This window comes from Bacillus sp. G402 (genome assembly GCF_051172515.1).
In the GTDB taxonomy this organism is placed as follows: domain Bacteria; phylum Bacillota; class Bacilli; order Bacillales; family Bacillaceae; genus Bacillus; species Bacillus altitudinis.
On record NZ_JBPIZC010000004.1, the window covers coordinates 35,193 to 59,677 of the forward strand.

29 protein-coding genes, 2 pseudogenes and 2 riboswitches are annotated in these 24,485 nt (G+C 41.6%); of the genes and pseudogenes, 23 read left to right on the top strand and 8 right to left on the bottom strand.

Going from position 1 to position 24,485, the window contains the following annotated elements; all coding sequences use genetic code 11:
• Positions 1-175: 175 nt before the first annotated feature.
• On the bottom strand, positions 176-451 hold the full coding sequence (locus tag ACSBQP_RS15905; RefSeq protein ID WP_317328769.1) for a hypothetical protein: 276 nt from the start codon (positions 449-451) through the stop codon (positions 176-178).
• Between the two features lie 87 nt (positions 452-538).
• Complete coding sequence (locus ACSBQP_RS15910) at positions 539-1,063, bottom strand: helix-turn-helix domain-containing protein (protein WP_317328771.1); 525 nt, start codon at positions 1,061-1,063, stop codon at positions 539-541.
• An 84-nt stretch (positions 1,064-1,147) separates the two neighbouring features.
• Here ACSBQP_RS15910 and ACSBQP_RS15915 point away from each other — a divergent pair.
• The 4 genes and pseudogenes from ACSBQP_RS15915 to ACSBQP_RS15930 all read left to right on the top strand — a co-directional run.
• A pseudogene (locus ACSBQP_RS15915) lies at positions 1,148-1,299 on the top strand (protein rep); the annotation flags it as partial.
• Positions 1,300-1,501: 202 nt separating this feature from the next.
• Positions 1,502-1,672 (top strand): hypothetical protein, encoded by a 171-nt coding sequence (locus ACSBQP_RS15920; RefSeq protein ID WP_317328772.1) that lies wholly within the window; start codon positions 1,502-1,504, stop codon positions 1,670-1,672.
• Positions 1,673-1,685: 13 nt separating this feature from the next.
• The gene (locus tag ACSBQP_RS15925; RefSeq protein WP_317328773.1) at positions 1,686-2,363 is read left to right on the top strand and encodes a hypothetical protein; all 678 of its coding nucleotides are present in this window, start codon (positions 1,686-1,688) and stop codon (positions 2,361-2,363) included.
• A gap of 255 nt (positions 2,364-2,618) precedes the next feature.
• Positions 2,619-2,855 (top strand): annotated as a pseudogene (locus tag ACSBQP_RS15930) (transposase); the annotation flags it as partial.
• A gap of 191 nt (positions 2,856-3,046) precedes the next feature.
• Here the strand turns inward: ACSBQP_RS15930 and ACSBQP_RS15935 are convergent.
• The 5 genes from ACSBQP_RS15935 to ACSBQP_RS15955 all read right to left on the bottom strand — a co-directional run bounded on the left by ACSBQP_RS15935 (position 3,047) and on the right by ACSBQP_RS15955 (position 5,501).
• Complete coding sequence (locus ACSBQP_RS15935; RefSeq protein WP_435028607.1) at positions 3,047-3,763, bottom strand: CPBP family intramembrane glutamic endopeptidase; 717 nt, start codon at positions 3,761-3,763, stop codon at positions 3,047-3,049.
• Between the two features lie 94 nt (positions 3,764-3,857).
• Positions 3,858-4,268: a hypothetical protein gene (locus ACSBQP_RS15940; protein WP_435028609.1), complete on the bottom strand. Its 411-nt coding sequence runs from the start codon at positions 4,266-4,268 to the stop codon at positions 3,858-3,860.
• 5 nt (positions 4,269-4,273) lie between these two features.
• On the bottom strand, positions 4,274-4,726 hold the full coding sequence (locus ACSBQP_RS15945; protein ID WP_435028610.1) for a LytTR family DNA-binding domain-containing protein: 453 nt from the start codon (positions 4,724-4,726) through the stop codon (positions 4,274-4,276).
• A 15-nt stretch (positions 4,727-4,741) separates the two neighbouring features.
• The gene (locus ACSBQP_RS15950) at positions 4,742-5,311 is read right to left on the bottom strand and encodes a GNAT family N-acetyltransferase (RefSeq protein ID WP_435028611.1); all 570 of its coding nucleotides are present in this window, start codon (positions 5,309-5,311) and stop codon (positions 4,742-4,744) included.
• A gap of 4 nt (positions 5,312-5,315) precedes the next feature.
• Positions 5,316-5,501, bottom strand: coding sequence for a hypothetical protein (locus ACSBQP_RS15955; RefSeq protein ID WP_056705714.1), 186 nt, complete (start codon positions 5,499-5,501; stop codon positions 5,316-5,318).
• A 179-nt stretch (positions 5,502-5,680) separates the two neighbouring features.
• Here ACSBQP_RS15955 and ACSBQP_RS15960 point away from each other — a divergent pair, with 179 nt between their 5' ends.
• Entirely contained in the window at positions 5,681-6,226 is a 546-nt protein-coding gene (locus tag ACSBQP_RS15960; protein WP_035391460.1) for a sigma-70 family RNA polymerase sigma factor, read from the top strand.
• Positions 6,195-7,640, top strand: a complete 1,446-nt coding sequence (locus ACSBQP_RS15965; protein ID WP_435028612.1) for a DUF4179 domain-containing protein — start codon at positions 6,195-6,197, stop codon at positions 7,638-7,640. Before ACSBQP_RS15960 ends, ACSBQP_RS15965 begins: the two co-directional genes overlap by 32 nt.
• Positions 7,641-7,658: 18 nt before the next feature.
• On the opposite strand, the gene ACSBQP_RS15970 is transcribed toward ACSBQP_RS15965, so the two are convergent.
• Positions 7,659-8,846 (bottom strand): MFS transporter, encoded by a 1,188-nt coding sequence (locus ACSBQP_RS15970; protein WP_435028613.1) that lies wholly within the window; start codon positions 8,844-8,846, stop codon positions 7,659-7,661.
• Positions 8,847-8,946: 100 nt separating this feature from the next.
• Here ACSBQP_RS15970 and ACSBQP_RS15975 point away from each other — a divergent pair, with 100 nt between their 5' ends.
• From ACSBQP_RS15975 to purN, 17 genes are all read left to right on the top strand, one after another.
• Positions 8,947-9,825, top strand: coding sequence for a LysR family transcriptional regulator (locus tag ACSBQP_RS15975; RefSeq protein WP_224562728.1), 879 nt, complete (start codon positions 8,947-8,949; stop codon positions 9,823-9,825).
• A gap of 126 nt (positions 9,826-9,951) precedes the next feature.
• Positions 9,952-10,053, top strand: a riboswitch (purine riboswitch).
• Positions 10,054-10,198: 145 nt separating this feature from the next.
• Positions 10,199-11,524 carry an NCS2 family permease gene (locus tag ACSBQP_RS15980; protein ID WP_046527002.1) on the top strand — a complete coding sequence of 442 codons (1,326 nt, stop codon included), beginning with the start codon at positions 10,199-10,201 and terminating at the stop codon, positions 11,522-11,524.
• 206 nt (positions 11,525-11,730) lie between these two features.
• Entirely contained in the window at positions 11,731-11,892 is a 162-nt protein-coding gene (locus ACSBQP_RS15985) for a hypothetical protein (RefSeq protein ID WP_008344307.1), read from the top strand.
• An 18-nt stretch (positions 11,893-11,910) separates the two neighbouring features.
• Positions 11,911-12,093, top strand: a complete 183-nt coding sequence (locus ACSBQP_RS15990) for a YezD family protein (RefSeq protein ID WP_008344304.1) — start codon at positions 11,911-11,913, stop codon at positions 12,091-12,093.
• 217 nt (positions 12,094-12,310) lie between these two features.
• A complete protein-coding gene (locus ACSBQP_RS15995; protein ID WP_435028614.1) occupies positions 12,311-13,108 on the top strand; it encodes a hypothetical protein in 798 nt (265 codons plus the stop codon).
• A 305-nt stretch (positions 13,109-13,413) separates the two neighbouring features.
• Positions 13,414-13,968, top strand: coding sequence for a DUF2179 domain-containing protein (locus ACSBQP_RS16000; RefSeq protein WP_008344300.1), 555 nt, complete (start codon positions 13,414-13,416; stop codon positions 13,966-13,968).
• Positions 13,965-14,165, top strand: coding sequence for an NETI motif-containing protein (locus ACSBQP_RS16005; RefSeq protein ID WP_008344299.1), 201 nt, complete (start codon positions 13,965-13,967; stop codon positions 14,163-14,165). The genes ACSBQP_RS16000 and ACSBQP_RS16005 overlap by 4 nt, the downstream gene beginning before the upstream one ends.
• A 79-nt stretch (positions 14,166-14,244) precedes the next feature.
• A riboswitch (purine riboswitch) is annotated at positions 14,245-14,346 on the top strand.
• Positions 14,347-14,515: 169 nt separating this feature from the next.
• The gene (purE, locus tag ACSBQP_RS16010; RefSeq protein ID WP_025206859.1) at positions 14,516-15,004 is read left to right on the top strand and encodes a 5-(carboxyamino)imidazole ribonucleotide mutase; all 489 of its coding nucleotides are present in this window, start codon (positions 14,516-14,518) and stop codon (positions 15,002-15,004) included.
• The gene (gene purK, locus ACSBQP_RS16015; RefSeq protein ID WP_025206860.1) at positions 14,997-16,139 is read left to right on the top strand and encodes a 5-(carboxyamino)imidazole ribonucleotide synthase; all 1,143 of its coding nucleotides are present in this window, start codon (positions 14,997-14,999) and stop codon (positions 16,137-16,139) included. Before purE ends, purK begins: the two co-directional genes overlap by 8 nt.
• On the top strand, positions 16,136-17,431 hold the full coding sequence (purB, locus tag ACSBQP_RS16020) for an adenylosuccinate lyase (protein WP_025206861.1): 1,296 nt from the start codon (positions 16,136-16,138) through the stop codon (positions 17,429-17,431). Before purK ends, purB begins: the two co-directional genes overlap by 4 nt.
• A 72-nt stretch (positions 17,432-17,503) precedes the next feature.
• Positions 17,504-18,226, top strand: coding sequence for a phosphoribosylaminoimidazolesuccinocarboxamide synthase (gene purC / locus ACSBQP_RS16025; RefSeq protein WP_007496901.1), 723 nt, complete (start codon positions 17,504-17,506; stop codon positions 18,224-18,226).
• On the top strand, positions 18,219-18,473 hold the full coding sequence (gene purS, locus ACSBQP_RS16030; RefSeq protein ID WP_003214349.1) for a phosphoribosylformylglycinamidine synthase subunit PurS: 255 nt from the start codon (positions 18,219-18,221) through the stop codon (positions 18,471-18,473). Before purC ends, purS begins: the two co-directional genes overlap by 8 nt.
• Complete coding sequence (gene purQ, locus ACSBQP_RS16035) at positions 18,470-19,153, top strand: phosphoribosylformylglycinamidine synthase subunit PurQ (protein ID WP_017359821.1); 684 nt, start codon at positions 18,470-18,472, stop codon at positions 19,151-19,153. The genes purS and purQ overlap by 4 nt, the downstream gene beginning before the upstream one ends.
• Positions 19,137-21,368 carry a phosphoribosylformylglycinamidine synthase subunit PurL gene (gene purL / locus ACSBQP_RS16040; protein WP_008344291.1) on the top strand — a complete coding sequence of 744 codons (2,232 nt, stop codon included), beginning with the start codon at positions 19,137-19,139 and terminating at the stop codon, positions 21,366-21,368. Before purQ ends, purL begins: the two co-directional genes overlap by 17 nt.
• On the top strand, positions 21,344-22,774 hold the full coding sequence (purF, locus tag ACSBQP_RS16045; protein ID WP_008344290.1) for an amidophosphoribosyltransferase: 1,431 nt from the start codon (positions 21,344-21,346) through the stop codon (positions 22,772-22,774). The genes purL and purF overlap by 25 nt, the downstream gene beginning before the upstream one ends.
• Before the next feature lie 96 nt (positions 22,775-22,870).
• Positions 22,871-23,911, top strand: a complete 1,041-nt coding sequence (gene purM, locus ACSBQP_RS16050) for a phosphoribosylformylglycinamidine cyclo-ligase (protein WP_435028615.1) — start codon at positions 22,871-22,873, stop codon at positions 23,909-23,911.
• Positions 23,908-24,477: a phosphoribosylglycinamide formyltransferase gene (gene purN, locus ACSBQP_RS16055; RefSeq protein WP_008344288.1), complete on the top strand. Its 570-nt coding sequence runs from the start codon at positions 23,908-23,910 to the stop codon at positions 24,475-24,477. The genes purM and purN overlap by 4 nt, the downstream gene beginning before the upstream one ends.
• The last annotated feature ends 8 nt before the right edge of the window (positions 24,478-24,485 follow it).

The window sequence follows — 24,485 nt, forward strand, 5'->3', positions numbered from 1 at the left end:
TTTTGTCCTGTGGGTGTCTTGTCTTCATTTTTAATTTTATTTTACTTCTGTTTTAAAGTGGTATCCTCTTCCGTAAATAAAAATCCAAGGCCACAAATAAAGGTGAGTGAATTCAAAGCGAACAATAAAATCACACCAATTTTTTTCATGGCAATCAACCTCCTCCTTCTGTCGGCTAGCCCTCAAAATTTAAATTAACGGGTGTACCCTCTAAATCATCCACAGCGTTTTGTTCTGTCACTGGCACACTTTCATCTACCGTTTTAAAACTAAGTTCGTCCATCCAAATGTGACCTGGGCCTTGTAGTAATATACCAAACGCAAAGACTTCACTTTTTACTGGAACATCTAGTACCACACTAAAATGATTCCATCCGTTTGTTCCTGTAATGGGCCGGTTCATCATATTGTCAAACGCAAGAACTTCACCTGAAGAATGGTCGATTCTCATCCATAAACCAGCCGAGCCTTTCACATCTTCGCTTTTCACAAAAGCAGAAAATTGAAGGCGTTCTCCTCGGTAACGATCAGACTTAATTTACTGCATTAAGGTCGCGAATCCTCGTGCTTTTTCATCCTTTGATTTCAGGTAAGCTGAGGTAGTACCACTGTGTACAATTCTGTCAACCAAACCTGTTTCATAATCAGTTGGTGTTTCTCCTGTCATAATCCAGCCAGTAGGTGTGTTCTTATTTGCAACCATATTCGTTTCTTCCTTATCAATGACATTCCTTAGTAATCTCCGATAACGTGCGGATGACATGTCATATATCTTCTTAAAGGCTCTAGTGAAGGATTCCTGTGAACTAAATCGAAACTGCAACGCGATTTCAATCGCCCGTTGGTCCGTATGAATTAAATCCTTTGCCGCTTGGGTCATTCGACGTTCCCGTATATAATCCACAACTAACTTCTCAATCACTTTCTTGAACATACGGTGAAAATGAAATTTAGAATAACTAGCGTGTTTCGCCAGAGTTTGAAGATGTAAATCCTCTTTCAGGTGCTGTTCAATATAATTTAATGTGTCTTGAATCGTTTTCTCATGTTCTTGATAGGACAACCGAGCACCTCCTTGCCTTACGAGTTTAGTATATCGGAAATACTGTTTTAGAAAATTGACTTTTTGCTTTTAGAAGGCTGATCGGTCTTGAAGGGCATTCACCAGGAACTCAATTTGACGTATGTGGAAGATGGAGATTTGATCAGGATTGAAGAAGGTGAGGATGAGGTAGCCAATGAGACTTTGAGGTTATGGCGTATTGGCATGTTGGCATCAAGAATTACATAATTACATAGAAAAGGATGCTCTTACTGGATCCTTGAAAATATTAAGATGCGCTTTAAAGATCAGGTCAAAAATTTTCATAGTAAAATTCGGATTTTTTAAAGCAAATATCTTAGACAAAATAGAGATGAAAATTCCAAGAAATATTTTAATTTATTGTAAAAAGTTGTATTTTATGATAATATTACGTTATAGTTAGAATGGGGTCCAAGAATGTTAAAAAAGTTTGAATGGATAGGTTTTATTATTGCTATTTTAGGATTAGTTTCTACTATTTTTTTAGATAGACAGACTTATTATTACTCTTATAATGCAATAGGGATCGGGGCAGCAATTACATTTATTTCTTTCTTTTCTAGAAATATTGTTAAGAAACAAAAATAGGAGGTTTTATTTTATGAAGAAAGTTTTTATTCTTATTTTAATGTTAACATTAGTTTCCACTGGGTTTTCCCCCTTTATAAGTTCAGTAAATGCAGAGGTTAACAATAGTGTAATACCTATTAATAGTACATATGAATATGAAGTTTTGACTGATAAACCTACATATCAAAAAATAAAAATAGTGAATAAAGAAACAGGCGAAGTTGAATACTTAGAAAGTTTCAAAAAGAATAATGAATATTCATATATAGCGACAACTAAAGATGCTGTTTATGATATTGAATCGGTCGAAAAAGGGGTTACAGTTACTAATAGAGGTACGGGAAAAGAAGAGATTACTGTATCTAAATTTGATGAGATTGTAGAAGATAAAAGTAGTATAATGCAAACTCGTAGTAGTTGGTCAACTGTTAATAGTTATAAATCTTCAAGCTCCCTTAATACAACAGTTGTAACAACAATTGCTGGTATAATTGCTTCAATTTATGGAGGACCAGTTACAGGAGTGGCAGTTACTATAGCTGCAGCGTATGCTTCGATCAAAGCTCCGAATACATATTTTCGGGTACAAGAACAAGCGAAAGTAGAAGGTAATGCTTATTACAGAAGAAATGTTTTTAAATGGTATAAATACCATGACTATACAAAATATTTAGGTCAAACAACTTCAAAAACTTGGAGAATAAGATAACAAATGATGACACGTCAAAAACTAAACCATGACTTATATTTATTAAAAGTCATGGTTTAGTTTAATTGTTTTTCTCGTCGTTTTCTTTTTATTGAATGTGCCATTCGTCAATATGGTCATCACTGGATAGTAAAGAACAGGCTGAAGAGCCTGTTTCAGCTTGTAGACAAAGTCTACAAGCTTTTTTGTATAATAAGGGTAATAACACTAATCTGTTGGGGGATAAACATGTTATCGAAACGTGAAGAAGAAAGACGAAATCAACTAGATGAAGCATACCATCTGAGACTGACACAAATGAATAAAGACATCTATGCAAAACGGAAAGAAACAATAGAACGCGTTTTTGCGGATGCAAAAGAAAAGCATGGTATGCGTTGGACGAAACTTCGAGGACTCAAAAAAGTTTCAATGCAGGCGATGCTTACTTTCGCTGCAATGAATCTTAAAAAGCTAGCAAACTGGACATGGAAAGGACCATGTCCAGCGTAAGACAACTATAGATATTATCAAAATAAGTGAAAACCCCACCTTTACTTCAAGTAAAGGTGGGGTTTGTCTACGGTCTGGGCTTTATTGTGCCAGAAACTAAAATATGTTTTTTCGACCTTAACCATATGAACGGATAAAGAAACAAAGAGTTGATTGACTTCGTTCTGCGTTTCATAGATTGAGGAGTTGATTCAACTTTTCGTTCTTAATCTTCTCCACAACACCACCGCAAGAACAAGCAAAATGACACATTGAATCGAAAGCAAAAGCATTTGCATTCCCACAGACGTTTGCCCATTTGTGGTTTGATCCACGATATTATGAACCGCATGCCATAAGATCACCCATTGCAAGCTGTTCGTGAGTGCAACGATTTCAGCTGCTACGAATCCAAATAAAAAGGCGAATAGGATTTGTGCGACGGTTAAGGTGATGCTTTTTCCGCTTAGTAGATTCGCAGCATGACCGAGACCGAATAGTACGGCGGAGCCCCATATGGCAGTGCTCAAGTTGATTTGTTTTAAATATTGAAACAGAATGCCTCGAAAGATTCCTTCTTCAAAAAGACCGACACACACCATGAAGAAACAAAGTGCTAGAAAGGAAGAAACAGTTAAATCCTTGTTGAATCCAGCAATAAACGGAATGGCCTCGATGATCAGGATCGGAAATATCCACATACCGAGAGAGCCTTTTCGAAAACCTATTTCTTTCAAGTGAAAACGACTTTTTTGAATAATGAATAGAAGTAAAAGACACCCAGCTAGCATGGCGCAGCCATTGATGAGATAGATGGTCATCGGGTCGGTTACTTCTTTGATGGATAAATAGACACCTGCACTTGTTGGAATGATTAAAGAAAAGAGCAGTAGAAGTACTGATTTTCGAATGATTGTCATTGGTTTCATTGTTGATTCCCCCTCTAATGTCAGAGTAATGGAATCAAGCAGAAGTCACAATGAAATCTTCCTAACATGTCAATTTTTAGCCCTAAGATGCGCTTTAAGATGTTGTTCGTTTCTTTCGCTGCTGTAAAAGGTCGTTGATTTCCTCAGCGGTTGCTTGATCTTTTTTATACAATAGGTACTTGATCACAAAGAATAAAGCCATAACCACAAGGAAATTCACGATAAACGAAAGGGGGCTGATTTCACCGCTCACGATGATGATGGTGGTCATAATCATACACATCACAAGGACGATATATAGAATTTGTTGAAAAAGAATCCGTTGATGGCTGTACGTTTGTTTTGGGTATAGCAAGAAGGTCAGGGCGCTTGAAAAAAAGGAATTGAACATGATGGCTTGTAAAATATAGATGGGCATCGTTCCAAACGTGAAACAGTAAATCAATACGAGTGTAGTAAAGATTATACAAAATGTGATCAAAAGATTTGTGATATAACGTTTCATCCTGTTCACTTCCTTCGTAACCCAAGTTTCTCTTTTAATGATTGGATATAAAAACGTGAAATCATCACCTTTTCCTCATTTGTAAGCTTTGCTTCAAAACGACCGCTTGTTTTAGGAGAAATAGCGGCAATAGAATCTATATTTAGAATCATCGATTTTGAAATCCTGACATAATCGTGCGCTTTAAGCTGTTTTTCAAGTTCAAATAACTTTTCCTTTAAGAGAAACACTCCATCTGACGTATACAAGAACGATCTTTTATCAACGCTTTCTATATATAAAATGTCGTGATAATAGACCTTTTTCACTCTTTCTTTCGTAGGTTCTTGTGCTAAGAAATAGGGAGCTGACTGCTCCACTTGCTGGACAAGTTTTTCAATCGCTGGATTGAGTTCATAAATGTGAAAAGAAACATACTCTGATTGCGGCTTTTGGATGAAATGAATATCCGTTTTCATTTGTTTCTCCTCTGTTTAATAGGATTTTTCGTAATCTCTCTTCAAAATTGAATACATATACACATCATCGAATCCCTTCTGACCCAATTCATACTCTCGTAATAAACCCTCTCTCACAAAATCAACCTTCTCCAATAATTGAACAGAGGACGTATTAGCTGGATCAATGATCGCTTCAATCCGATTCAAGTTCATCTCCTGAAATCCATACCGCAACACCGCAGTGATCGCTTCATTCATGATGCCTTTTCTCCAATGATCATGGTGTAATTCATAGCCAATTTCCGTACGGCGGTGCTGTTTTTCTAGATTGAGAAAGCCACAGCTGCCGATGATGGTAGGGTTATCTTTTAAAGAAATGCCCCAGCGGATGCCTGTTTGTTCTTTGAAGATATTGTCATACCACTTGATTTCTTCTTTTGTGTCTTCAATTGTTTCATGTGCATCAATGCCCATGTAGCGGCAGACAGTTTCATTGGATAAATAGATGTGCATATCCTCAGCATCTGTGATCGTTGCTTGTTTTAAGATCAGTCTTTCGGTATGTATCGTTGGAAATGATTGTGGAAAAGTGATTTTGTTCATGTGTTTATCCTCCATGTGATGTCTTTTGTTCTGTACATGCCTTACAATAAAAAACCCCTTCATTCCTTAGCCAAGCCTTCACTTCTGTCATCCCTCGTCTCTTTGGATAGATCAGCTTAACGTACACTTCTTCGTTACCTTCTATTTTCTTTTGGCAGCTAGCACAAGCAGGTTCTTCAAATAGAAACAATCAATATCCTCCTTTTTGCAGATATTTCTTCCATTATATCAAAAGTTCAATACGATCTTTGCGGCCTATTCTTCACTTTCTCTGTTTTTGTCCGACATATGCTAAGTAAAAGAAATTTCCGATTGTTGAAACCGTTTGAGAGAAACCTTGCTCTAACAGGTGTAGGAGGTGTGAATGAGATGAAGCAAGTGCGTCTAATTAAAAAAGCACAAAAAGGGAATGTCCCGGCATTTGAGACATTAATGCTGATGTATCAAGAGCGTTTATATAAAACGGCTTTTCTCTATACAAGAAATAAAGAGGATTCGTTAGATGCTGTTCAGGAGACGGTCATGAAAGCATTTAAGCATTTATCTGGATTAAAAGAACCGGCTTATTTTTCTACATGGCTGACTAGGATTTTGATTCATACGATTTTTGCGATGAAGAAAAAGCAGCAAGATGTTGTTCCGTTTGAACAGCATCATGAAAGCGTTGAGCGTCATGATTTTTTGGAAGACAAGCTCGATTTAAAAAATGCACTAGATGTATTAGATGAGCAATATCAGCTCGTGATTCAGCTATTTTATTTTCAAGATTATTCGATTTCAATGATTTCTGAACAGATGGGTGTGCCCGAAGGAACGGTCAAAACTCATTTGTATCGAGCAAGAAAGTTATTAAAGCAAACATTGGAGAAGGAGGAGAGTGTCGATGGAACGAAAAGAAATGAAAAAGCTTTATGAAGAGATTGATGTACCAAAAGTTGAATTGACCTCTGCAATTCGTCAAGCAATGGGAGATGTGAAAGCGGAAAAGAAAAGACGTTGGTTCACATGGAATTGGAGAACGCCAATCTATTCAGTTATCGCCCTTGTTGTCCTTTACTTTTCATCAGGCTTCATTTTTCCTTCTCTTAATACAGCGATGGCTCGAGTGCCGTTTGTTGGACAGTTATATATGATGTTTCACGATAAAGTAGGAATGTCTCTTTTTCAGAGTGAGTTGGTGAAGCATGTCAATGAGGGGGCTGAATCAAGAGGGGTTACTGTGAAAGTAAACAGTGTGTATTATGATGCAGGGCGGCTTGTTTATACGTTTACTGTGGAGAATTTTCATACAAAAGAAGATTTTATACCGATCAAGATTGATTCAGATCAAATCAATGAAAATTTTCAACCCAATATAGATAGTCCCGAGTTGAAAAAATTAAAAGATGGTCGATATGCTGGACGAATGGAATTCTTTACAAATGGACAGACGATTAAACAAGGTCAAAAAGCACAACTCGTGATTTCGAAAATTGGAGATATTGTAGGGAATTGGCGCTTTGAGTTGCCTGTGGTTAAGCAAAAAACCACCTTATTAGCAGGACAAAAAGAAGTATCTATTTTAAATGGACGTTATCAAGTGAAAGATATCAAGGTGGAAAATGGAGTGAATTCCTCTGTGATTCAATATGCGATTGATTACAATGGTGTCGCAAAAGATGATAAGATTTTAATAGATAGAATGAGAGATAATTTAGGAAATAAGTACAGACTGGAGACTGGGACAAGATTTGAGGAAAAACAACTTTCAAACAAAAAAACTAGGATAAATCATATGACAATCTTAAATCAGCCAATCGATCCAAAGGCAACAGAACTAACATTTTTCACTGCTTTATGGGTAGAACATGAAGAAAGTAAAATCATTCCCCTCCAGACGAAGCTGCCTATTCAGTTCAAGACAAAGCATTATGGGATTGGGATTAAAATTAATAAAATTGAGCAAAAAGGCCGTTCTGTGATAGTAGATTATCAATTTACTGGAGTAGGCCAGAAAGAATTAGATGAAGGTGTGATGAAGAATGCAGGGGAATGGATAGGATTAGGTGATGTTGAAAAGATGAAATCATGGCCAGACCCTGAAGTAAATTATGAAAATGGATATTATTTGAAGGCGAACGATGCAAAGGTGACCAATCTACAGACAGCTTCTATGCAATCCACCTTTGATTTTGATGTGAAGGAGTTAGAAAAACTATCGTTAAACCATTTTTCATTTAAGGATTATGGGCTGTATCTTGATCTGTCAAATCTGAATATGTTGGCACCACAAAAAGAAATAACGGTAACCATTCCAGTCAAAAAAGAAACATCAAAAGCTAGTCGATAAATAAGCAAGCGAACATGATTACACATGTTCGCTTTTTATCTGTTGGTGCATCCGCCGATTGCGATTGAACGAGTACCGAATCAACATCAACGCAACAAAACTGGCTAGCCCGCCAATCCAACTTAAATTCGTTACATTTGTATATTGAATAATCAGACCACCCATTGACGAGCCAAGCATCATGCCGATATTCATAATCGCTGTATTAAAACTCAGCACGGTTTCCGATGTTTCAGGTTTTAGGGAGATGAGATAAAATTGCTTGGCTGGTGTTGTTGTCCATGTGGCGGTGCCCCAAATGGCGAGCGTGATGAAGACGCCAACTACTGAAAATTGTGTAAAGGATAATGCAAAGAGCATGAGCATCTGAACCGTGATGCTGATTGAAATGGTTCGGTTTGGTCCCCATTGATCGACAGCGTATCCACCAAAGCGCGAGCCAATAAAAGCGGAGATGCCTAAGACAAGCAAGGCAATGCTTGTCAGTTCAAGCGTAAATCCGGATGTTTGCCGCAATAATGGCGAAATGTAAGCAAATACCATCGTGTAACCTAAAATCCAAAAGACTGTCGTGGCTAAGCCGCTTAACACCCTACGGTCTTGAAGAATTTGCATTTGCTGTTTGAATGGCACATGGGAATGTCCCTCCATAGGCGGTAATAATCGATACAGAAGAAACAAGAGACAAGCGGTCCCTATTGCAATGATGAGAAAAATGGCATGCCAATCTACATATCCTGCTAAAAATGTTCCAATCGGTACACCGAGTACTAGTGAAACTGTAAATCCAGTGATTACTGTTGCCATCGCACTCCCCTTTTTTTCTGGCGGGGCGAGCTGCGCTGCATAATTTGTTGCGAGTACAATATATAAGCCGCCACTCATGGCCATGATGACCCGTGAGAGCATGAGCAGCATAAAGTGATGGCTAAAAAAGGCGAGCACATTCCCCGCTATAAACATGGAAATTGCCGATAAAAGAACCTTTTTTCGATTCAATTTCGATGTGGCCATGACTAAAAAGAGGGCACCCACGGCATAAAAAAGAGAATAGATGGTGATGAGCTGTCCCGCAACCGGGATGGAGATGCGCAGATCGTCAGAAATAATGTCCAGTATGCCTGATACGACGAATTCTGAAGTACCTGTGACGAAAGAACCGACGGCTAAAAGAAATATGAGCAATGGATAAGATGTACTTTTCATTTTGAACCCTTCCTTTATGTTGAAACGTTGTATTCATTTTAAATTCCGTGCTAACATAAGTAAAATTGATGTTTTTCATGAAAGGGATGAGTGAATACTCATGAGCTTTGTTCGATTCGAGACGATGGCTAAAGTGGTCGAGCTAGGCAGTTTTACCGCCGCAGCTGAAGCGTTAAATATGACACAGTCTGCCGTGAGTCATGCGGTGGCAAGTTTAGAGACGGAGTGGGGCGTGTCTTTATTCGTGCGTGACCGAAAAAAGGGCATCACGCTGACAGATACCGGTGAAACCCTTCTTCCGCATATAAGAGAAGTGCTAAATCGAGTAGAGAAAATTCAACAGGAGATTGCGCTCACCAAAAATATTGAGTCTGGCTTGATTCGAATTGGAACTTTTGCCAGTGCATCCGCTTGTTTATTGCCAAAGCTACTTGTGAGCTATCAGAAAAAGCACCCAAAGATTGAATTTAAATTCTATGAGGGGACATATGAAGAAATATTGGAGTGGCTCGATTCTGGCATTATTGATGTTGGGTTTGTTGTAAAAGGTAAAGCGGATAAAGCGTTTGATCTATTGCCACTTATGAAAGATAAAATGGTGGTTGCCTATCACGAAAATCATCGTTTTAAGCAGCAGCCAATTGTAGATATGGAAGAATTAGCGGACGAACCGTTTATTATGCCAACTGGCATGTATCAGTCCCATGTAGAGGATATTTTTTCAGAGGCGCAAATCAAGCCGTCTATTTTATTTGAAGTGCATGATTGTACGACCATTGCCCGCATGGTTGGGGAAGGACTTGGTGTGACGATAGGTCCTGAGTTATTCCTAAAAACGCAGCAACTTGTGCAGATCAGTCATCTGAATGTATCGCATCATCGTGAGGTGGCGCTTGCCTGTCCATCGCTCACGCAAGCTTCTCCTGCTGTGAAGGCATTTTTCGATGTAGCAGGAACGGTTTTTGCCAGAATTCAGTGATGGGTGTATAAAGAACTAGATGTGATTTTCCAAATTCGTGTAATAAGACGAATGAAGCGGACATTTCTTTGAAAAATGTTCGCTTTTTGTATTGTGTTTTAAAAATGAAGTTGGTACAATAGACACAGAAATCAAATAGATAGAAGTCGTATAATGGCGGGGATATGGCCCGCAAGTTTCTACCAAGCTACCGTAAATGGCTTGACTACGTCAATTCACACTCGTTTGATATAAATCATGCATTGTTCTTGTTTGATGTCACGGTCTGAATTCACATTGTAGTCAAGCGTCCCAAAAACTGTTGGGGCGTTTTTTATTTGACTTGTGAATGGGACAGACTAAAGCAAAAGGACATGAAGGGAGTCAGTTGGCTTTGAAACAGTTTTTTCAGTTTGATGAGTTAGGTACGAATTATCGCAGAGAAATCATCGGCGGTTTAACGACATTTTTGTCGATGGCTTACATCTTGTTTGTCAATCCGATCACACTTGCTTTAGTAGCAGTACCGGATTTTCCAGATAAATTACGAATTGATCAGGGGGCTGTCTTTACAGCTACAGCGTTAGCTTCTGCGGCAGGTTGTTTCCTGATGGGATTGATCGCCAGGTACCCGATTGCAATTGCACCAGGTATGGGACTGAATGCGTTCTTCGCTTTCTCAGTTGTTCTTGGTATGGGAATCTCCTGGCAGGCAGCACTTTCCGGTGTGTTTGTTTCAGGATTGATTTTCGTTGCTCTTTCTTTAACAGGTTTTCGTGAAAAAATCATTAATGCCATTCCGTCTGAGCTGAAGCTGGCGGTTGGTGCAGGGATTGGTTTGTTCATTACATTTGTGGGTCTTCAAGGCTCCGGTATTATTGCAAATAACGATAATACGCTCGTTTCGATTGGAAATATTCATAGTGGTCCTGTTCTGTTAACGGTATTTGGGATCATTGTGACTGTCATTTTAATGGTTCTTCGTGTGAATGCAGGTGTCTTCATTGGGATGCTTGTGACAGCTATTGCTGGGATGATCCTTGGTCTTGTGCCAGTTCCATCTCAAATTGTAGATAGCATTCCAAGCTTGTCTCCAACTTTTGGTCAAGCCTTGATTCACTTGCCAGACATCTTCTCCATTCAAATGCTTGTGGTCATTTTAACGTTCCTATTCGTTGGATTCTTTGATACAGCTGGTACACTCGTGGCTGTGGCAACGCAGGCTGGTTTAATGAAAAATAATGAGCTGCCGCGTGCAGGAAAAGCGCTTTTGGCGGATTCTTCTTCTATCGTCGTCGGTTCTGTTCTTGGTACATCAACGACGACGTCTTATGTTGAATCAAGTTCAGGTGTTGCTGCGGGTGCCCGCTCTGGTTTTGCAGCTGTCGTGACAGGTATTTTCTTCTTACTTGCGATGTTCTTCTCGCCGCTTTTATCTGTCGTGACACCGAATGTAACAGCACCTGCTTTAATCATTGTCGGTGCACTGATGGTAGCACCTCTTGCAAAGATCGCATGGGATCGTTTTGAAATTGCGGTACCGGCCTTCTTAACCATGATTATGATGCCACTCACATATAGTATTGCGACAGGGATTGCGATTGGTTTCATTTTCTACCCGATCACCATGATCTTTAAAGGAAAAGCAAAAGAAGTGCATCCAATTATGTACGGCCTGTTTGTCATCTTTATTCTATATTTTGCTTTCTTAAATCATTAATCGTTTGTCTGAAACAGCAGCTCATGGAGGCTGCTGTTTTTTGTAGGGAAATTTCAAAAACATAGTTGACTTATAGGAATTATGTGTTTATGATAAAAAGACATAATTCGCTGATTGGATCACCAAAGGCGCTTTGATTTCCTTTTTTCTATAGAAGGGTTCAGAGTGCCTTTTTTCTTGCATTCATCATAACGGGAGGGGATGACTTGTCACGCTGGCTTAGGCAGGTGATTGAGCGGAAAAAGCAGGTATTGATTGAGCAGCTCCTTTTATGGGGGCATGAAGAAAAACATGAAGCGCTCATGCACTATACGATTCATGAGCTGGAAAATGAGGTTCTCTACTTAAAAGAGCGCAAGCAAAATTAGTGGGATGGGGGATGAGCGATGGATGAACAAAAGCTGAATTTTATTTTATCTGCCTTAAAAGGGATTGAATACGGGTCGGTGGTGATCACCATTCATAATGGACAAATTACACAAGTCGATACGACAGAAAAGACTCGTTTCCCCGCACACCAAGAGAATCTTCGGATTCAGAAAGCAAAGCAGGGGCGCTATCGTTCATGAAAAGTAATGAAAGATGATGAAAAGCTGATCCACTCATCAGCTTTTTTGTTTTGTCTTATTTTCTCTCCATTTAAAACCTCTTCATTCTTTTATCCGTCTATTCGTATGAACGTCAAGGAATCTTGACTGAATAGAGAGACTCCGCTACTTTAATAGGAGTCATCCGGACAGGTCACCTGAGCCTGTGCGGATTGTCTGAGATAGGAGTTGATATGGGATGTTAGAGAAAGATCAAGAGCAGGTCACATCTGAAACGAAAAACGAAAACGAAGAGCCATCAATAGATCAAGAAACGAGGCAGTCCCGCCTCAGCCGCAGTGCTGCAAAACGAGGAAGAACGGCTAAGCCAGCTAATGAAGAGCGTTCAGCCATTCAGCGCATTGCAAGAGGTGTAGGCGGTGCGTTTAAGCGCTATGGCTCATATGGGCTCGCGATGTTAAAATCACCGAGTCGTGCGATCCATCAAGCGGACACTTTACGCATGAAGTACGCCTGGATTTCAATTGTGTTATTCAGTGTGTTTTTTGCTTTAGGCAACTACGTTCAATTAAAGGCGTCAAAGACCCGTTTATTAGGTTTTGGTATTCATTATTCTTTTGGTGACGCCTTTTTGAAGGTAGCGGTCTTTACACTCATTCTGTTGACACTGATGATGCTGACGGTTTGGGTGCTCGGTAAGTACATGCTGAAAGGAAACATCTCGCTGAAAGAAGTGATCATGAAGTTCGGTGCCGTGCTTGTGCCGGTTTTGGTTTTATCTATCCTTTGGCTTGTATTTGCCATGCTGAATATTCCATATGTAACGGTGATTTTATCCGTCATGATGTTTTTCGGTCTTCAGCTGATTGCCATTGTGCTCTTCCGCTCCATTCAATCAGATCAAGAAGCTGTGCGGGGAGACTTGATGTATGCCGGCTGGGTCTTTTTGTTGATTGAGCTCGTCATCATTGCCCTTTTATGGGGCATTGTCGGAGAGTATTTGATCCCATCACTTGTTCCAGTTCGGTTTGGATAAAACACGTTTCAGCGTGTACTCGGTCTTTTTAAAATTCAAAGGTTTTCTATCACGCTGAAAAGAAGACAAAGGGTTAAAATAAAGTATATTTCAGCCCTTTATCAACCATCTAAAGCCTCCTTTTGAAAAAGGAGGTTTTTCATGTTGAGAAGAGGAAAAAACGGGTAAACTCTTGGTAACAAAGACCACCCCTTGTTGTCGAAAGATATATGTGTTTTTCTCGCGCAAATTTGATTGTATCAAGGTTTGTTCTCTAGTAGAATATGGGGTGCTTTATTTGATTTTTAGTGCAGGGGGTTCGAATCGTGCTTCAACAACTTTTATCCAATGCGTTCACCATGGTTTTGATTATTTTAGTGATTAACATTGTTTATGTCTCTTTTTCCACTATGCGTTTAATTTTAACAATGAAAGGCAGAAGGTACGCAGCCGCTTTTGCTGGTACTGTCGAGATGCTGATTTATGTCATTGGTTTGAGTATCGTGTTAGATAACTTAGATCAAGTACAAAATGTCATTGCGTATGCGCTAGGTTATGGAATTGGAATCATTGTCGGGATGAAAATTGAAGAGAAGCTGGCACTTGGCTACATTACTGTGAACGTGATTACAAAAGAAATCGATCTAGATCTCCCAAAACAATTGAGAGAAAAAGGATATGGCGTCACCAACTGGGTAGTAGGAGGTCTTGAAGGAGACCGGTCAGCGATGCAAATTTTAACACCGAGAAAATATGAACTGCAATTATATGAAACGATTAAAACGCTTGATTCAAAGGCGTTTATCATTTCGTATGAGCCCAAAACGATTCATGGCGGCTTCTGGGTGAAGGCTGTGAAGAAAAGGAGAATTAAAGAATGACCGCAAAACCAAAGAAAAAGAAATTCTACGTGGAAGACAACATGACGATTGATCAAGTGTTGTCCCAGATGGCGGAGGAAGGCTACTCACCTGTCCGACGAATGGAGGAGCCCATCTTTCAGGAAAAGAAGGAAAATGGGTCGATTCAGATCATTCCGATTGGGAAAAAAATCGTATTTGAGGGAAAAATACTCTAAATCCGAACATTAAAACGACGACTTCATAGATTGTTCGATAAATCCGTTGACATCATGAACATCCGTTGTTAAGATAAACATGAAATCAAAACACGAGCCTCATATAATCTTGGGAATATGGCCCATAAGTTTCTACCCAGTTACCGTAAATGACTGGACTATGCAGGATAGTGAACAAAACTGACATGGCGTTTTAAAAGCGAACAGCGCTTACCATGGCCCGGTTTGTGTTGCTTCCTAACAATGCAATACAAACCGGGCCTTTTTGTTCGGCGTTTGACAAGCTACTTAGGTTTGGGAAGCGTGTCAAACGATACAAAATCGAATAATAGCTTAAAGGTGGGGACAAAATGAAGCCGCTTGTAGGTGTCATCATGGGAAGTACATCTGATTGGGAAACAATGAAACATGCGTGCGATATCTTAGAGGAATTAAACATTCCGTATGAAAAACAGGTTGTATCCGCACATCGGACACCTGATTTGATGTTTGAATATGCGACTGAAGCAAGAGGTAAAGGACTCAAGGTCATTATTGCCGGTGCTGGAGGCGCAGCACATTTACCGGGGATGGTCGCAGCAAAAACGACACTGCCGGTCATTGGTGTGCCCGTACAATCAAAAGCATTAAACGGGCTGGATTCCTTATTATCCATCGTTCAAATGCCAGGCGGTGTACCTGTTGCTACAGTGGCAATCGGCAAAGCCGGTGCAACAAATGCAGGGCTTCTAGCCACACAAATGATTTCAGCATTCGATGAAGCCGTTGCAGCACGCCTTGAAGAAAGAAGAGAGCAAACAAAACAAACTGTATTAGAAAGCAGTGATCAGCTTGGCTAAGCAGACCATTTTTCCAAACGCAACCATTGGTATCATCGGCGGCGGGCAGCTTGGCAGATACATGGCCGTCAGTGCAAAGCAAATGGGCTACCGTGCAGCAGTTCTTGACCCAGTCACACTTTCTCCTTGTGGACAGGTTGCTGATACAGAAATTACAGCCGCATACAGTGACCTTGAAGCAATAAGGCAGCTGGCGGACATCAGTGATGTGGTCACATATGAATTTGAAAACATTGATTATGATGCACTCAATCAACTGAAGGAAGAGGCGTATTTACCGCAAGGAAGCGAACTCCTTCTTTTAACCCAAAACCGTGAAACGGAGAAAAAAGGGATTGTAGATGCAGGCTGTGAAGTCGCCCCTTATCGCATCGTTCATGATGAGAAGGAGCTGAAAGATGCAGTAAATGCGCTTGGTTTACCAGCTGTGCTGAAAACATGCAGAGGCGGTTACGACGGTAAAGGACAGTACGTCATCAAAGAGAAGGATCAGCTTCATGAAGCAGCTGCACTTCTCACTCATGGGACATGTATTTTAGAAAGCTGGGTTCCTTTCCAAATGGAACTGTCTGTGATTGTGACGCGGTCTGTTCATGGGGAAATTGCGACATTCCCAGTCGCTGAGAACATTCATAAGCACAATATTTTATTCCAAAGCATCGTGCCTGCACGGGTAGATGGCAGCATTCAGGAGAAAGCAAAAGAGCTGGCAACAACGCTTGCTGAAAAGCTAGGGCTGGTCGGTACGCTTGCTGTTGAACTGTTCCTGACAAATGAAGGAAAGCTGCTCGTCAATGAACTGGCACCGCGCCCGCATAACTCTGGACATTACACATTGGATTTATGTGAGACGAGTCAGTTTGAACAGCACATTCGCGCTATATGCGGTTTGCCGCTTGGCGGAACAGCTCTTTTATCAGAGGGCATGATGGTGAATTTGCTGGGCGATGAAGTGGACATCCCAAAAGAACATCCTGAGCTTTTAAAGGAAGCGAAGCTTTATCTATATGGCAAACATGAAGTAAAAGCCGGCCGCAAAATGGGGCATATGACATTTATGAAACAGCTTGATGATGAATGGATGGCAAACATCACAAAGATATGGACTGAAAGAGATGGAGGAAACGGGAAATGATCGAACGTTACGCACGACCAGAAATGTCAGCAATCTGGACAGAGGAAAACAAATATAATGCATGGCTTGAAGTAGAAATTCTCGCTTGTGAAGCTTGGGCAGAACTTGGCGTCATTCCGAAAGAAGACGTTGTGACAATGCGCAAGAATGCAAGCTTTGATATTGGACGTATTCTAGAGATTGAACAAGACACGCGCCACGACGTGGTTGCCTTTACGCGTGCTGTATCTGAATCTCTAGGAGAAGAAAGAAAGTGGGTTCATTACGGGTTAACATCTACAGACGTAGTGGATACGGCGCTTTCATATCTATTAAAACAGGCGAACGATATTTTACTCAAGGACATTGAGAGATTTGTTGACATACTAAAAGAAAAAGCAAAAGAGCACAAATATACCGTCATGATGGGCCGTACACACGGTGTACACGCTGAACCGACAACATTTGGCCTAAAGCTTGGTCTTTGGTACGAGGAAATGAAGCGTAACTTAGAACGTTTTAAACAAGCAAAAGCCGGCATCGAATACGGCAAAATCTCTGGTGCTGTTGGCACATATGCGAACATCGACCCGTTTGTTGAGCAATATGTATGTGAGAAACTTGGCATCAAAGCTGCACCAATTTCAACCCAAACCTTGCAGCGTGACCGTCATGCAGATTACATGGCAACCCTTGCTTTAGTTGCAACAAGCATTGAGAAATTTGCTGTTGAAATTCGTGGTCTTCAAAAGAGTGAAACACGTGAAGTAGAAGAATTCTTTGCAAAAGGACAAAAGGGATCATCAGCGATGCCGCATAAACGAAACCCAATCGGTTCTGAAAATATGACGGGAATTGCCCGTGTCATCCGTGGTTATATGCTGACTGCTTATGAAAATGTACCGCTTTGGCATGAGCGTGATATTTCTCATTCATCTGCTGAACGCATCATTTTACCAGATGCAACGATTGCACTGAACTATATGCTGAACCGTTTCTCTAATATTGTGAAGAACTTGACGGTGTTCCCTGAGAATATGAAACGCAACATGGACCGCACACTTGGCTTGATCTACTCTCAGCGTGTTCTTCTTGCACTTATTGATACAGGTATGGCACGTGAAGAAGCATATGACACGGTTCAGCCAAAAGCGATGGAAGCTTGGGAAAAACAAGTACCATTCCGTACATTAGTAGAAGCAGAAGAGAAAATCACTTCACGCTTAACACCTGAACAAATCGCTGACTGCTTCGATTACAACTATCACTTGAAAAATGTCGATATGATTTTCGAACGTCTAGGTCTTGCGTAAGAAATGGGCCGCCTGCTAGTCAGGCGTCTAATCCTGAAAATTGCCAACATTCAAATTAGGAGGCCAATCTGAATGACTGTGAAACAAGAACTTCTCTACGAAGGCAAAGCGAAAAGAATCTATCAGACCGATGACGAGCATATTTTATATGTTGAATATAAAGACTCAGCTACAGCATTTAACGGTGAGAAGAAAGCGGAAATTGAAGGCAAAGGCAGACTGAATAACGAAATTTCCAGCTTGATTTTTCAAATGCTACATGAGAAAGGGATCAATAATCACTTTGTGAAACGCCTATCTGAAACAGAACAGCTCATTCAAAAGGTAGACATTGTACCGCTTGAAGTCGTTGTGCGAAACGTGGTGGCAGGCAGTATGTCAAAACGTCTTGGGATTCCAGAGGGAACGAAACTGGACACACCTTTGATCGAGTTTTACTACAAAGATGATGCACTCGGCGATCCGCTCATTACAGAAGATCATATTCGCATTTTACATGCAGCGACACCTGAACAGGTCGAGGAAATGAAACAAATCACAAGACAAGTGAATGAAGAATTGAAGCAAATCTTCTCAGATTGCCATGTGAATTTAATTGATTTCAAGCTTGAATTCGGAATAGATCACGAGAATCGTATTTTGCTAGCTGATGAGATTTCACCTGATACGTGCAGGCTTTGGGACAAAGACACAAACGAAAAGCTTGATAAAGACGTGTTCAGACGAAACCTGGGCGGCTTAACAAATGCATACGAAGAAATTTTCAAAAGACTTGGAGGCCATAAACATGTATAAAGTGAAAATTTTTGTCAGCTTAAAAGAGAGCGTTCTTGATCCACAAGGAAGTGCCGTGCAGCACGCTTTGCACAGTATGTCTTATCAGGAAGTAAAGGATGTCCGTATCGGGAAATATATGGAGCTAGTCATTGAGAAATCAGATCGTGACTTAGACACAGTGGTCAAAGAAATGTGTGAAAAATTGCTTGCCAACACGGTGATTGAAGATTACCGCTATGAGGTGGAGGAGGTTGTCGCACAGTGAAGTTTGCAGTGATCGTCTTGCCTGGCTCTAACTGTGATATCGATATGTACCATGCGATTCAAGATGAGTTAGGTGAACAAGTTGAATATGTATGGCACGACGAAACGAGTCTTGATGGTTTTGACGGTGTACTCGTACCAGGCGGTTTCTCTTATGGGGATTACTTAAGATGCGGTGCGATTGCTCGTTTTTCTAACATCATGCCGGCTGTGAAAAAAGCAGCTGCGGAAGGAAAACCTGTTCTTGGTGTTTGTAACGGGTTCCAAATTCTTCAAGAGCTTGGCATTCTGCCAGGCGCAATGAGACGAAATAAAGATCTAAAATTTATCTGTCGTCCAGTTGAACTCATTGTAGAGAACAACGAAACGCAATTTACAAGCGGTTATCAAAAAGGTGAATCGATTACGATTCCTGTAGCACACGGAGAAGGCAACTTCTACTGTGACGAAGACACGTTAGCGAAGCTGATTGAACAAGGCCAAATCGCTTTCACTTACGGTGACGATATTAACGGCAGTGTCAATCGAATTGCAGGTGTAACGAATGAACAGGGCAATGTACTCGGCATGATGCCGCACCCTGAGCGCGCGGTTGACTCATTACTAGGCAGCGCAGACGGACTTAAATTGTTTCAATCTATCGTGAAAAATTGGAGGGACACTCATGTCACTACTGCTTGAACCAAGTCACAAGCAAATTAAAGAAGAGAAATTGTATCAGCAAATGGGATTGAGTGATGAAGAATTCGCTTTAATCGAATCCATTATTGGCAGGCTGCCAAACTACACAGAAACGGGTATCTTTTCTGTCATGTGGTCAGAGCATTGCAGTTATAAAAACTCAAAGCCTGTTTTAAGCAAATTCCCGACAAAAGGAGAGCATGTTCTTCAAGGTCCTGGGGAAGGCGCTGGAATCGTTGATATTGGAGACAACCAAGCGGTTGTATTTAAAATCGAATCACATAACCATCCATCTGCAATTGAACCGTATCAAGGAGCGGCAACAGGTGTCGGCGGAATCATCCGTGATGTATTCTCCATGGGTGCTCGTCCAATTGCGGTATTAAACTCTCTTCGTTTTGGTGAACTGACTTCACCGCGCGTGAAGTACTTGTTTGAAGAAGTAGTGGCAGGGATTGCAGGCTATGGAAACTGTATCGGTATTCCAACAGTCGGCGGAGAAGTTCATTTTGATCAAAGTTATGAAGGCAATCCGCTCGTTAACGCGATGTGTGTAGGGTTAATCAACCATGAAGACATCAAGAAAGGGCAGGCAAAAGGTGTTGGCAATACGGTCATGTACGTTGGTGCTAAAACGGGACGTGACGGGATTCACGGTGCAACATTTGCGTCTGAAGAATTTTCTGATGAATCAGAAGAAAAACGTTCAGCGGTTCAAGTCGGCGATCCGTTCATGGAAAAGCTTTTGCTTGAAGCATGTCTTGAAGTCATCAAAAATGATGCGCTTGTGGGCATTCAAGATATGGGGGCGGCTGGCTTAACTAGCTCAAGTGCAGAGATGGCAAGTAAAGCCGGTTCAGGTATCGAAATGAACCTAGACCTGATCCCTCAGCGTGAAACAGGCATGTCAGCGTATGAAATGATGCTGTCTGAATCCCAAGAGAGAATGCTGTTGGTCATTGAAAAAGGCCGTGAGCAAGAAATCATTGATATTTTTGAAAAATACGATCTTGAAGCAGTCTCAGTCGGTCATGTGACAGATGATAAAATGCTTCGTTTACTCCATCAAGGAGAAGTAGTGTGTGAGCTTCCAGTTGATGCACTTGCAGAAGAAGCACCGGTTTATCACAAGCCGTCAAGTGAGCCTGCATACTATCGTGAGTTTTTAGAAACAAAAGTGGAAGCTCCAGCGATCACAGATGCAGCAGATACATTGAAACAGCTGTTAAAGCAGCCAACGATTGCGAGTAAAGAATGGGTTTACGATCAATACGACTATATGGTTCGTACAAACACAGTCGTTGCACCTGGCTCTGATGCGGGCGTGCTCAGAATCCGTGGGACGAAAAAAGCTCTTGCGATGACAACAGATTGTAACGCACGTTATCTCTACCTTGATCCAGAGGTTGGCGGGAAGATCGCCGTTGCAGAAGCCGCACGTAACATTGTCTGCTCAGGCGCTCGTCCGCTTGCAGTAACAGATAACTTGAACTTCGGTAACCCGGAGAAACCAGAAATCTTCTGGCAGATTGAAAAGTCTGCTGACGGCATTAGCGAAGCTTGCCGTACATTAAGCACACCGGTCATCGGCGGTAACGTCTCTTTATATAACGAGTCAAATGGAACAGCCATTTACCCAACGCCAGTTATTGGCATGGTTGGTTTGATTGAAGATACAGCTCATATTACGACTCAATCGTTCCAGCAGGCAGGCGATGTGATTTTCGTCATTGGTGAAACGAAGGAAGAATTCGCAGGCAGTGAGCTTCAAAAAATGACAGAAGGCCGTATCTACGGAAAAGCACCAGAAATTGATTTGGATGTAGAACTGGCGCGTCAAGAAGCCCTATTAGCAGCAATTCAAAACGGACTTGTTCAGTCAGCACATGATGTGTCTGAAGGCGGTCTTGGTGTAGCTTTAGCTGAAAGTACATTTGGAACAGATGGTCTTGGCGCTGATATCCAGATCGATCTAAACAGCGCAGCATCACTATTCAGTGAATCGCAGTCACGTTTTGTCGTCACAGTGAAACCAGAAAACCGCGAAGCGTTTGCTGCGGCTGTGCAAGATGCAAAAGAAGTTGGAACGGTCACAAATGATGGTGTATTCACTGTCAAAAATCAAGAAGGACAACAATGGATTCATGCGGCAGTCAACGAGCTTGAACGCGCATGGAAAGGAGCGATCCCATGCTTGCTGAAATCAGAGGCTTAAACGAAGAATGTGGCGTCTTTGGGGTTTGGGGACACGAAGAAGCCCCGCAAATCACCTATTACGGATTGCATAGCCTTCAGCACCGAGGACAAGAAGGTGCAGGAATTATTGCAACAGACGGTGAAAACCTGACGTCACACAAAGGCCTTGGACTGATTACGGAAGTGTTCCAAAACGGTGAGCTTAAGGATTTAAAGGGAAAAGGTGCGATCGGACACGTTCGGTATGCGACAGCAGGCGGAGGCGGCTTTGAGAATGTGCAGCCCCTCTTCTTCCGCTCGCAAAACAATGGCAGTCTTGCCCTTGCTCATAATGGAAACTTAGTCAATGCAACGCAATTAAAACAGCAGCTAGAGAATCAAGGAAGTATTTTTCAAACGTCTTCTGATACCGAAGTGCTCGCTCACTTAATTAAGCGCAGCGGATATATGGATTTGAAGGATCAAATCAAAAATGCTCTGTCTATGCTAAAAGGGGCTTATGCTTTCTTAATCATGACGGAAACAGAAATGATCGTAGCGCTTGATCCGAACGGATTACGCCCACTTTCACTTGGTATGCTTGGGGATGCTTATGTTGTCGCTTCTGAAACATGTGCTTTTGATGTCGTCGGTGCTACCTATTTACGAGATGTAGAGCCTGGCGAAATGCTGATCATTAATGATGAAGGCTTAAAATCTGAGCGCTTCTCGATGAACATTAACCGCAGCATGTGCAGCATGGAATACATTTATTTCTCAAGACCTGACAGCAATATCAATGGCATCAACGTGCATAGTGCGAGAAAGAATCTTGGCAAGAAGCTTGCAGAAGAAGCACATGTCGAAGCAGATGTCGTGACAGGTGTGCCAGACTCCAGTATTTCTGCAGCGATTGGCTATGCCGAAGCAACAGGTATTCCATATGAGCTAGGTTTAATTAAAAACCGTTATGTCGGCCGGACATTTATTCAGCCGTCTCAAGCATTGCGTGAGCAGGGCGTACGCATGAAGCTGTCTGCTGTGCGCGGGGTGGTCGAAGGCAAACGTGTCGTCATGGTGGATGATTCCATCGTACGAGGAACAACAAGCCGCCGAATTGTGACGATGCTAAGAGAAGCGGGTGCGACGGAAGTGCATGTACGCATCAGTTCACCGCCAATTGCTCATCCGTGTTTTTATGGAATTGATACGTCTACACACGAAGAGCTGATTGCGTCATCTCATTCAGTGGAAGAAATTAGACAGGAAATCGGTGCAGACTCCATTGCATTTTTATCTGTAGACGGTTTAATGGACGGGATTGGCAGAAAGTATGATGATCCACAGCGCGGTCAGTGTTTAGCATGCTTTACTGGAAAATACCCGACCGAAATTTATGAAGATACTGTCCTTCCTCATGTGAAGGAAACAGTCCTGACGAAATAATCGAATAATGGAGCAGCAGTCAACGTGATTTGATATGCTGCTCTTTCATTCTGCCGAAAATACATGAAAGACAAGCAGATAAAAGGAGTGAATGGGATGTCAGAAGCATATAAAAACGCCGGTGTCGACATCGAAGCAGGATACGAAGCCGTTAAACGAATGAAAACACACGTAGAACGTACAAAAAGAGCAGGTGTCATGGGGGCTCTAGGCGGATTTGGCGGTATGTTTGATTTATCTGAACTGCCATATAAAAAGCCCGTACTTGTCTCAGGAACAGATGGTGTTGGTACGAAATTAAAGCTCGCTTTTTTAATGGATCAACACGATACGATCGGTGTAGATGCTGTTGCTATGTGTGTGAACGATGTACTTGCACAAGGGGCAGAGCCGCTCTTTTTCTTAGATTACTTAGCAGTTGGAAAAGCAGATCCTTTGAAAATTGAATCCATCGTCAAAGGTGTAGCTGACGGATGCGAGCAGTCTGGTTCAGCGCTTGTCGGCGGAGAGACAGCAGAAATGCCGGGTCTTTACACAGAAGAAGAATATGATATTGCTGGATTTTCTGTAGGTGTCGTTGAAAAAGATGAAATCGTCACAGGAGAGGACATCAAGGAAGGGCATTTGCTGATTGGACTCAGCTCTAGCGGAATTCATAGCAATGGCTATTCTCTTGTACGAAAAGTATTGCTTGAAGACGCAGGTCTAGACCTTCACCATACGTATGAACCTTTTACAAGACCACTTGGAGAAGAGCTGCTTGAACCGACGAAGATTTATGTCAAGCCTGTTCTTAAACAAGTGAAAGCTGGCAAAGTTGACGGTATGGCACATGTGACAGGCGGCGGATTTATTGAGAATTTACCACGTATGCTACCTGAAGGACTTGGTGTTGAGATTGATAACGGCTCATGGCCAGTTCCACCTATTTTCTCCTTTATCCAAGAAAAAGGGCAATTAAAAGCAGAAGAGATGTTCAATGTATTTAATATGGGCATCGGCTTTGTCCTAGCCGTCAAAGAGGATGATCTCGTCGATGTGATCAGCGGACTTGAACAAGACGGAGAGAAAGCCTTCCTTATCGGACGAGTTCAAAAAGGAGAAGGCGTCACTTTCGGTGGTGGAAGCCTCTCATGAAAAAGTTTGCGATCTTCGCCTCTGGAAGCGGGACAAATTTTCAAGCCATTATTGATACGTTAAAAGAAGAACAGTGGCCGGCAAAAGCCGCCATTGTGATCTGTGATAAACCGGGTGCGAAGGTGCTGGAGCGGGCAGAGAAAGAGGGCATTCCGTCCTTTTCTTTTACGCCGAAGGCTTTCCCGAGTAAAGCCGCTTTTGAGCAAACCATCATTGAACAGCTGAAGCTGCATGAAGTGGAATGGATTTTCCTCGCTGGGTATATGCGACTGATCGGTCCGACATTGCTTGATGCATTTAGAGGGAAAATCGTGAATATCCACCCTTCTTTATTGCCAGCATTTCCTGGACTCGATGCGATTGGACAAGCCTATCAAGCAGGAGTCAAAGTGGCTGGTATCACGGTTCATTATGTCGACGAAGGCATGGATACCGGCCCGATTATTGATCAAGCAGCCATTCATATTGAACAAGGGGAAGACCTTGAATCCATTGAAAAAAGAATGCATGAATTAGAACATACACTATATCCAAAAGTGATCAAATCACTTTTAGAATTATCTTAATGAGGTGA

What these genes read in the sequence shown, in the direction of transcription:
- ACSBQP_RS15905 (WP_317328769.1), bottom strand. Translation starts at nt 451, where the DNA reads ATGAGAATCGACCATTCTTCAGGTGAAGTTCTTGCGTTTGACAATATG.
- ACSBQP_RS15920 (WP_317328772.1), top strand. Translation starts at nt 1,502, where the DNA reads ATGTTAAAAAAGTTTGAATGGATAGGTTTTATTATTGCTATTTTAGGA.
- ACSBQP_RS15925 (WP_317328773.1), top strand. Translation starts at nt 1,686, where the DNA reads ATGAAGAAAGTTTTTATTCTTATTTTAATGTTAACATTAGTTTCCACT.
- ACSBQP_RS15935 (WP_435028607.1), bottom strand. Translation starts at nt 3,763, where the DNA reads ATGAAACCAATGACAATCATTCGAAAATCAGTACTTCTACTGCTCTTT.
- ACSBQP_RS15940 (WP_435028609.1), bottom strand. Translation starts at nt 4,268, where the DNA reads ATGAAACGTTATATCACAAATCTTTTGATCACATTTTGTATAATCTTT.
- ACSBQP_RS15945 (WP_435028610.1), bottom strand. Translation starts at nt 4,726, where the DNA reads ATGAAAACGGATATTCATTTCATCCAAAAGCCGCAATCAGAGTATGTT.
- ACSBQP_RS15950 (WP_435028611.1), bottom strand. Translation starts at nt 5,311, where the DNA reads ATGAACAAAATCACTTTTCCACAATCATTTCCAACGATACATACCGAA.
- ACSBQP_RS15960 (WP_035391460.1), top strand. Translation starts at nt 5,681, where the DNA reads ATGAAGCAAGTGCGTCTAATTAAAAAAGCACAAAAAGGGAATGTCCCG.
- ACSBQP_RS15965 (WP_435028612.1), top strand. Translation starts at nt 6,195, where the DNA reads ATGGAACGAAAAGAAATGAAAAAGCTTTATGAAGAGATTGATGTACCA.
- ACSBQP_RS15970 (WP_435028613.1), bottom strand. Translation starts at nt 8,846, where the DNA reads ATGAAAAGTACATCTTATCCATTGCTCATATTTCTTTTAGCCGTCGGT.
- ACSBQP_RS15975 (WP_224562728.1), top strand. Translation starts at nt 8,947, where the DNA reads ATGAGCTTTGTTCGATTCGAGACGATGGCTAAAGTGGTCGAGCTAGGC.
- ACSBQP_RS15990 (WP_008344304.1), top strand. Translation starts at nt 11,911, where the DNA reads ATGGATGAACAAAAGCTGAATTTTATTTTATCTGCCTTAAAAGGGATT.
- ACSBQP_RS15995 (WP_435028614.1), top strand. Translation starts at nt 12,311, where the DNA reads ATGTTAGAGAAAGATCAAGAGCAGGTCACATCTGAAACGAAAAACGAA.
- ACSBQP_RS16005 (WP_008344299.1), top strand. Translation starts at nt 13,965, where the DNA reads ATGACCGCAAAACCAAAGAAAAAGAAATTCTACGTGGAAGACAACATG.
- purE (WP_025206859.1), top strand. Translation starts at nt 14,516, where the DNA reads ATGAAGCCGCTTGTAGGTGTCATCATGGGAAGTACATCTGATTGGGAA.
- purB (WP_025206861.1), top strand. Translation starts at nt 16,136, where the DNA reads ATGATCGAACGTTACGCACGACCAGAAATGTCAGCAATCTGGACAGAG.
- purC (WP_007496901.1), top strand. Translation starts at nt 17,504, where the DNA reads ATGACTGTGAAACAAGAACTTCTCTACGAAGGCAAAGCGAAAAGAATC.
- purS (WP_003214349.1), top strand. Translation starts at nt 18,219, where the DNA reads ATGTATAAAGTGAAAATTTTTGTCAGCTTAAAAGAGAGCGTTCTTGAT.
- purL (WP_008344291.1), top strand. Translation starts at nt 19,137, where the DNA reads ATGTCACTACTGCTTGAACCAAGTCACAAGCAAATTAAAGAAGAGAAA.
- purF (WP_008344290.1), top strand. Translation starts at nt 21,344, where the DNA reads ATGCTTGCTGAAATCAGAGGCTTAAACGAAGAATGTGGCGTCTTTGGG.
- purM (WP_435028615.1), top strand. Translation starts at nt 22,871, where the DNA reads ATGTCAGAAGCATATAAAAACGCCGGTGTCGACATCGAAGCAGGATAC.
- purN (WP_008344288.1), top strand. Translation starts at nt 23,908, where the DNA reads ATGAAAAAGTTTGCGATCTTCGCCTCTGGAAGCGGGACAAATTTTCAA.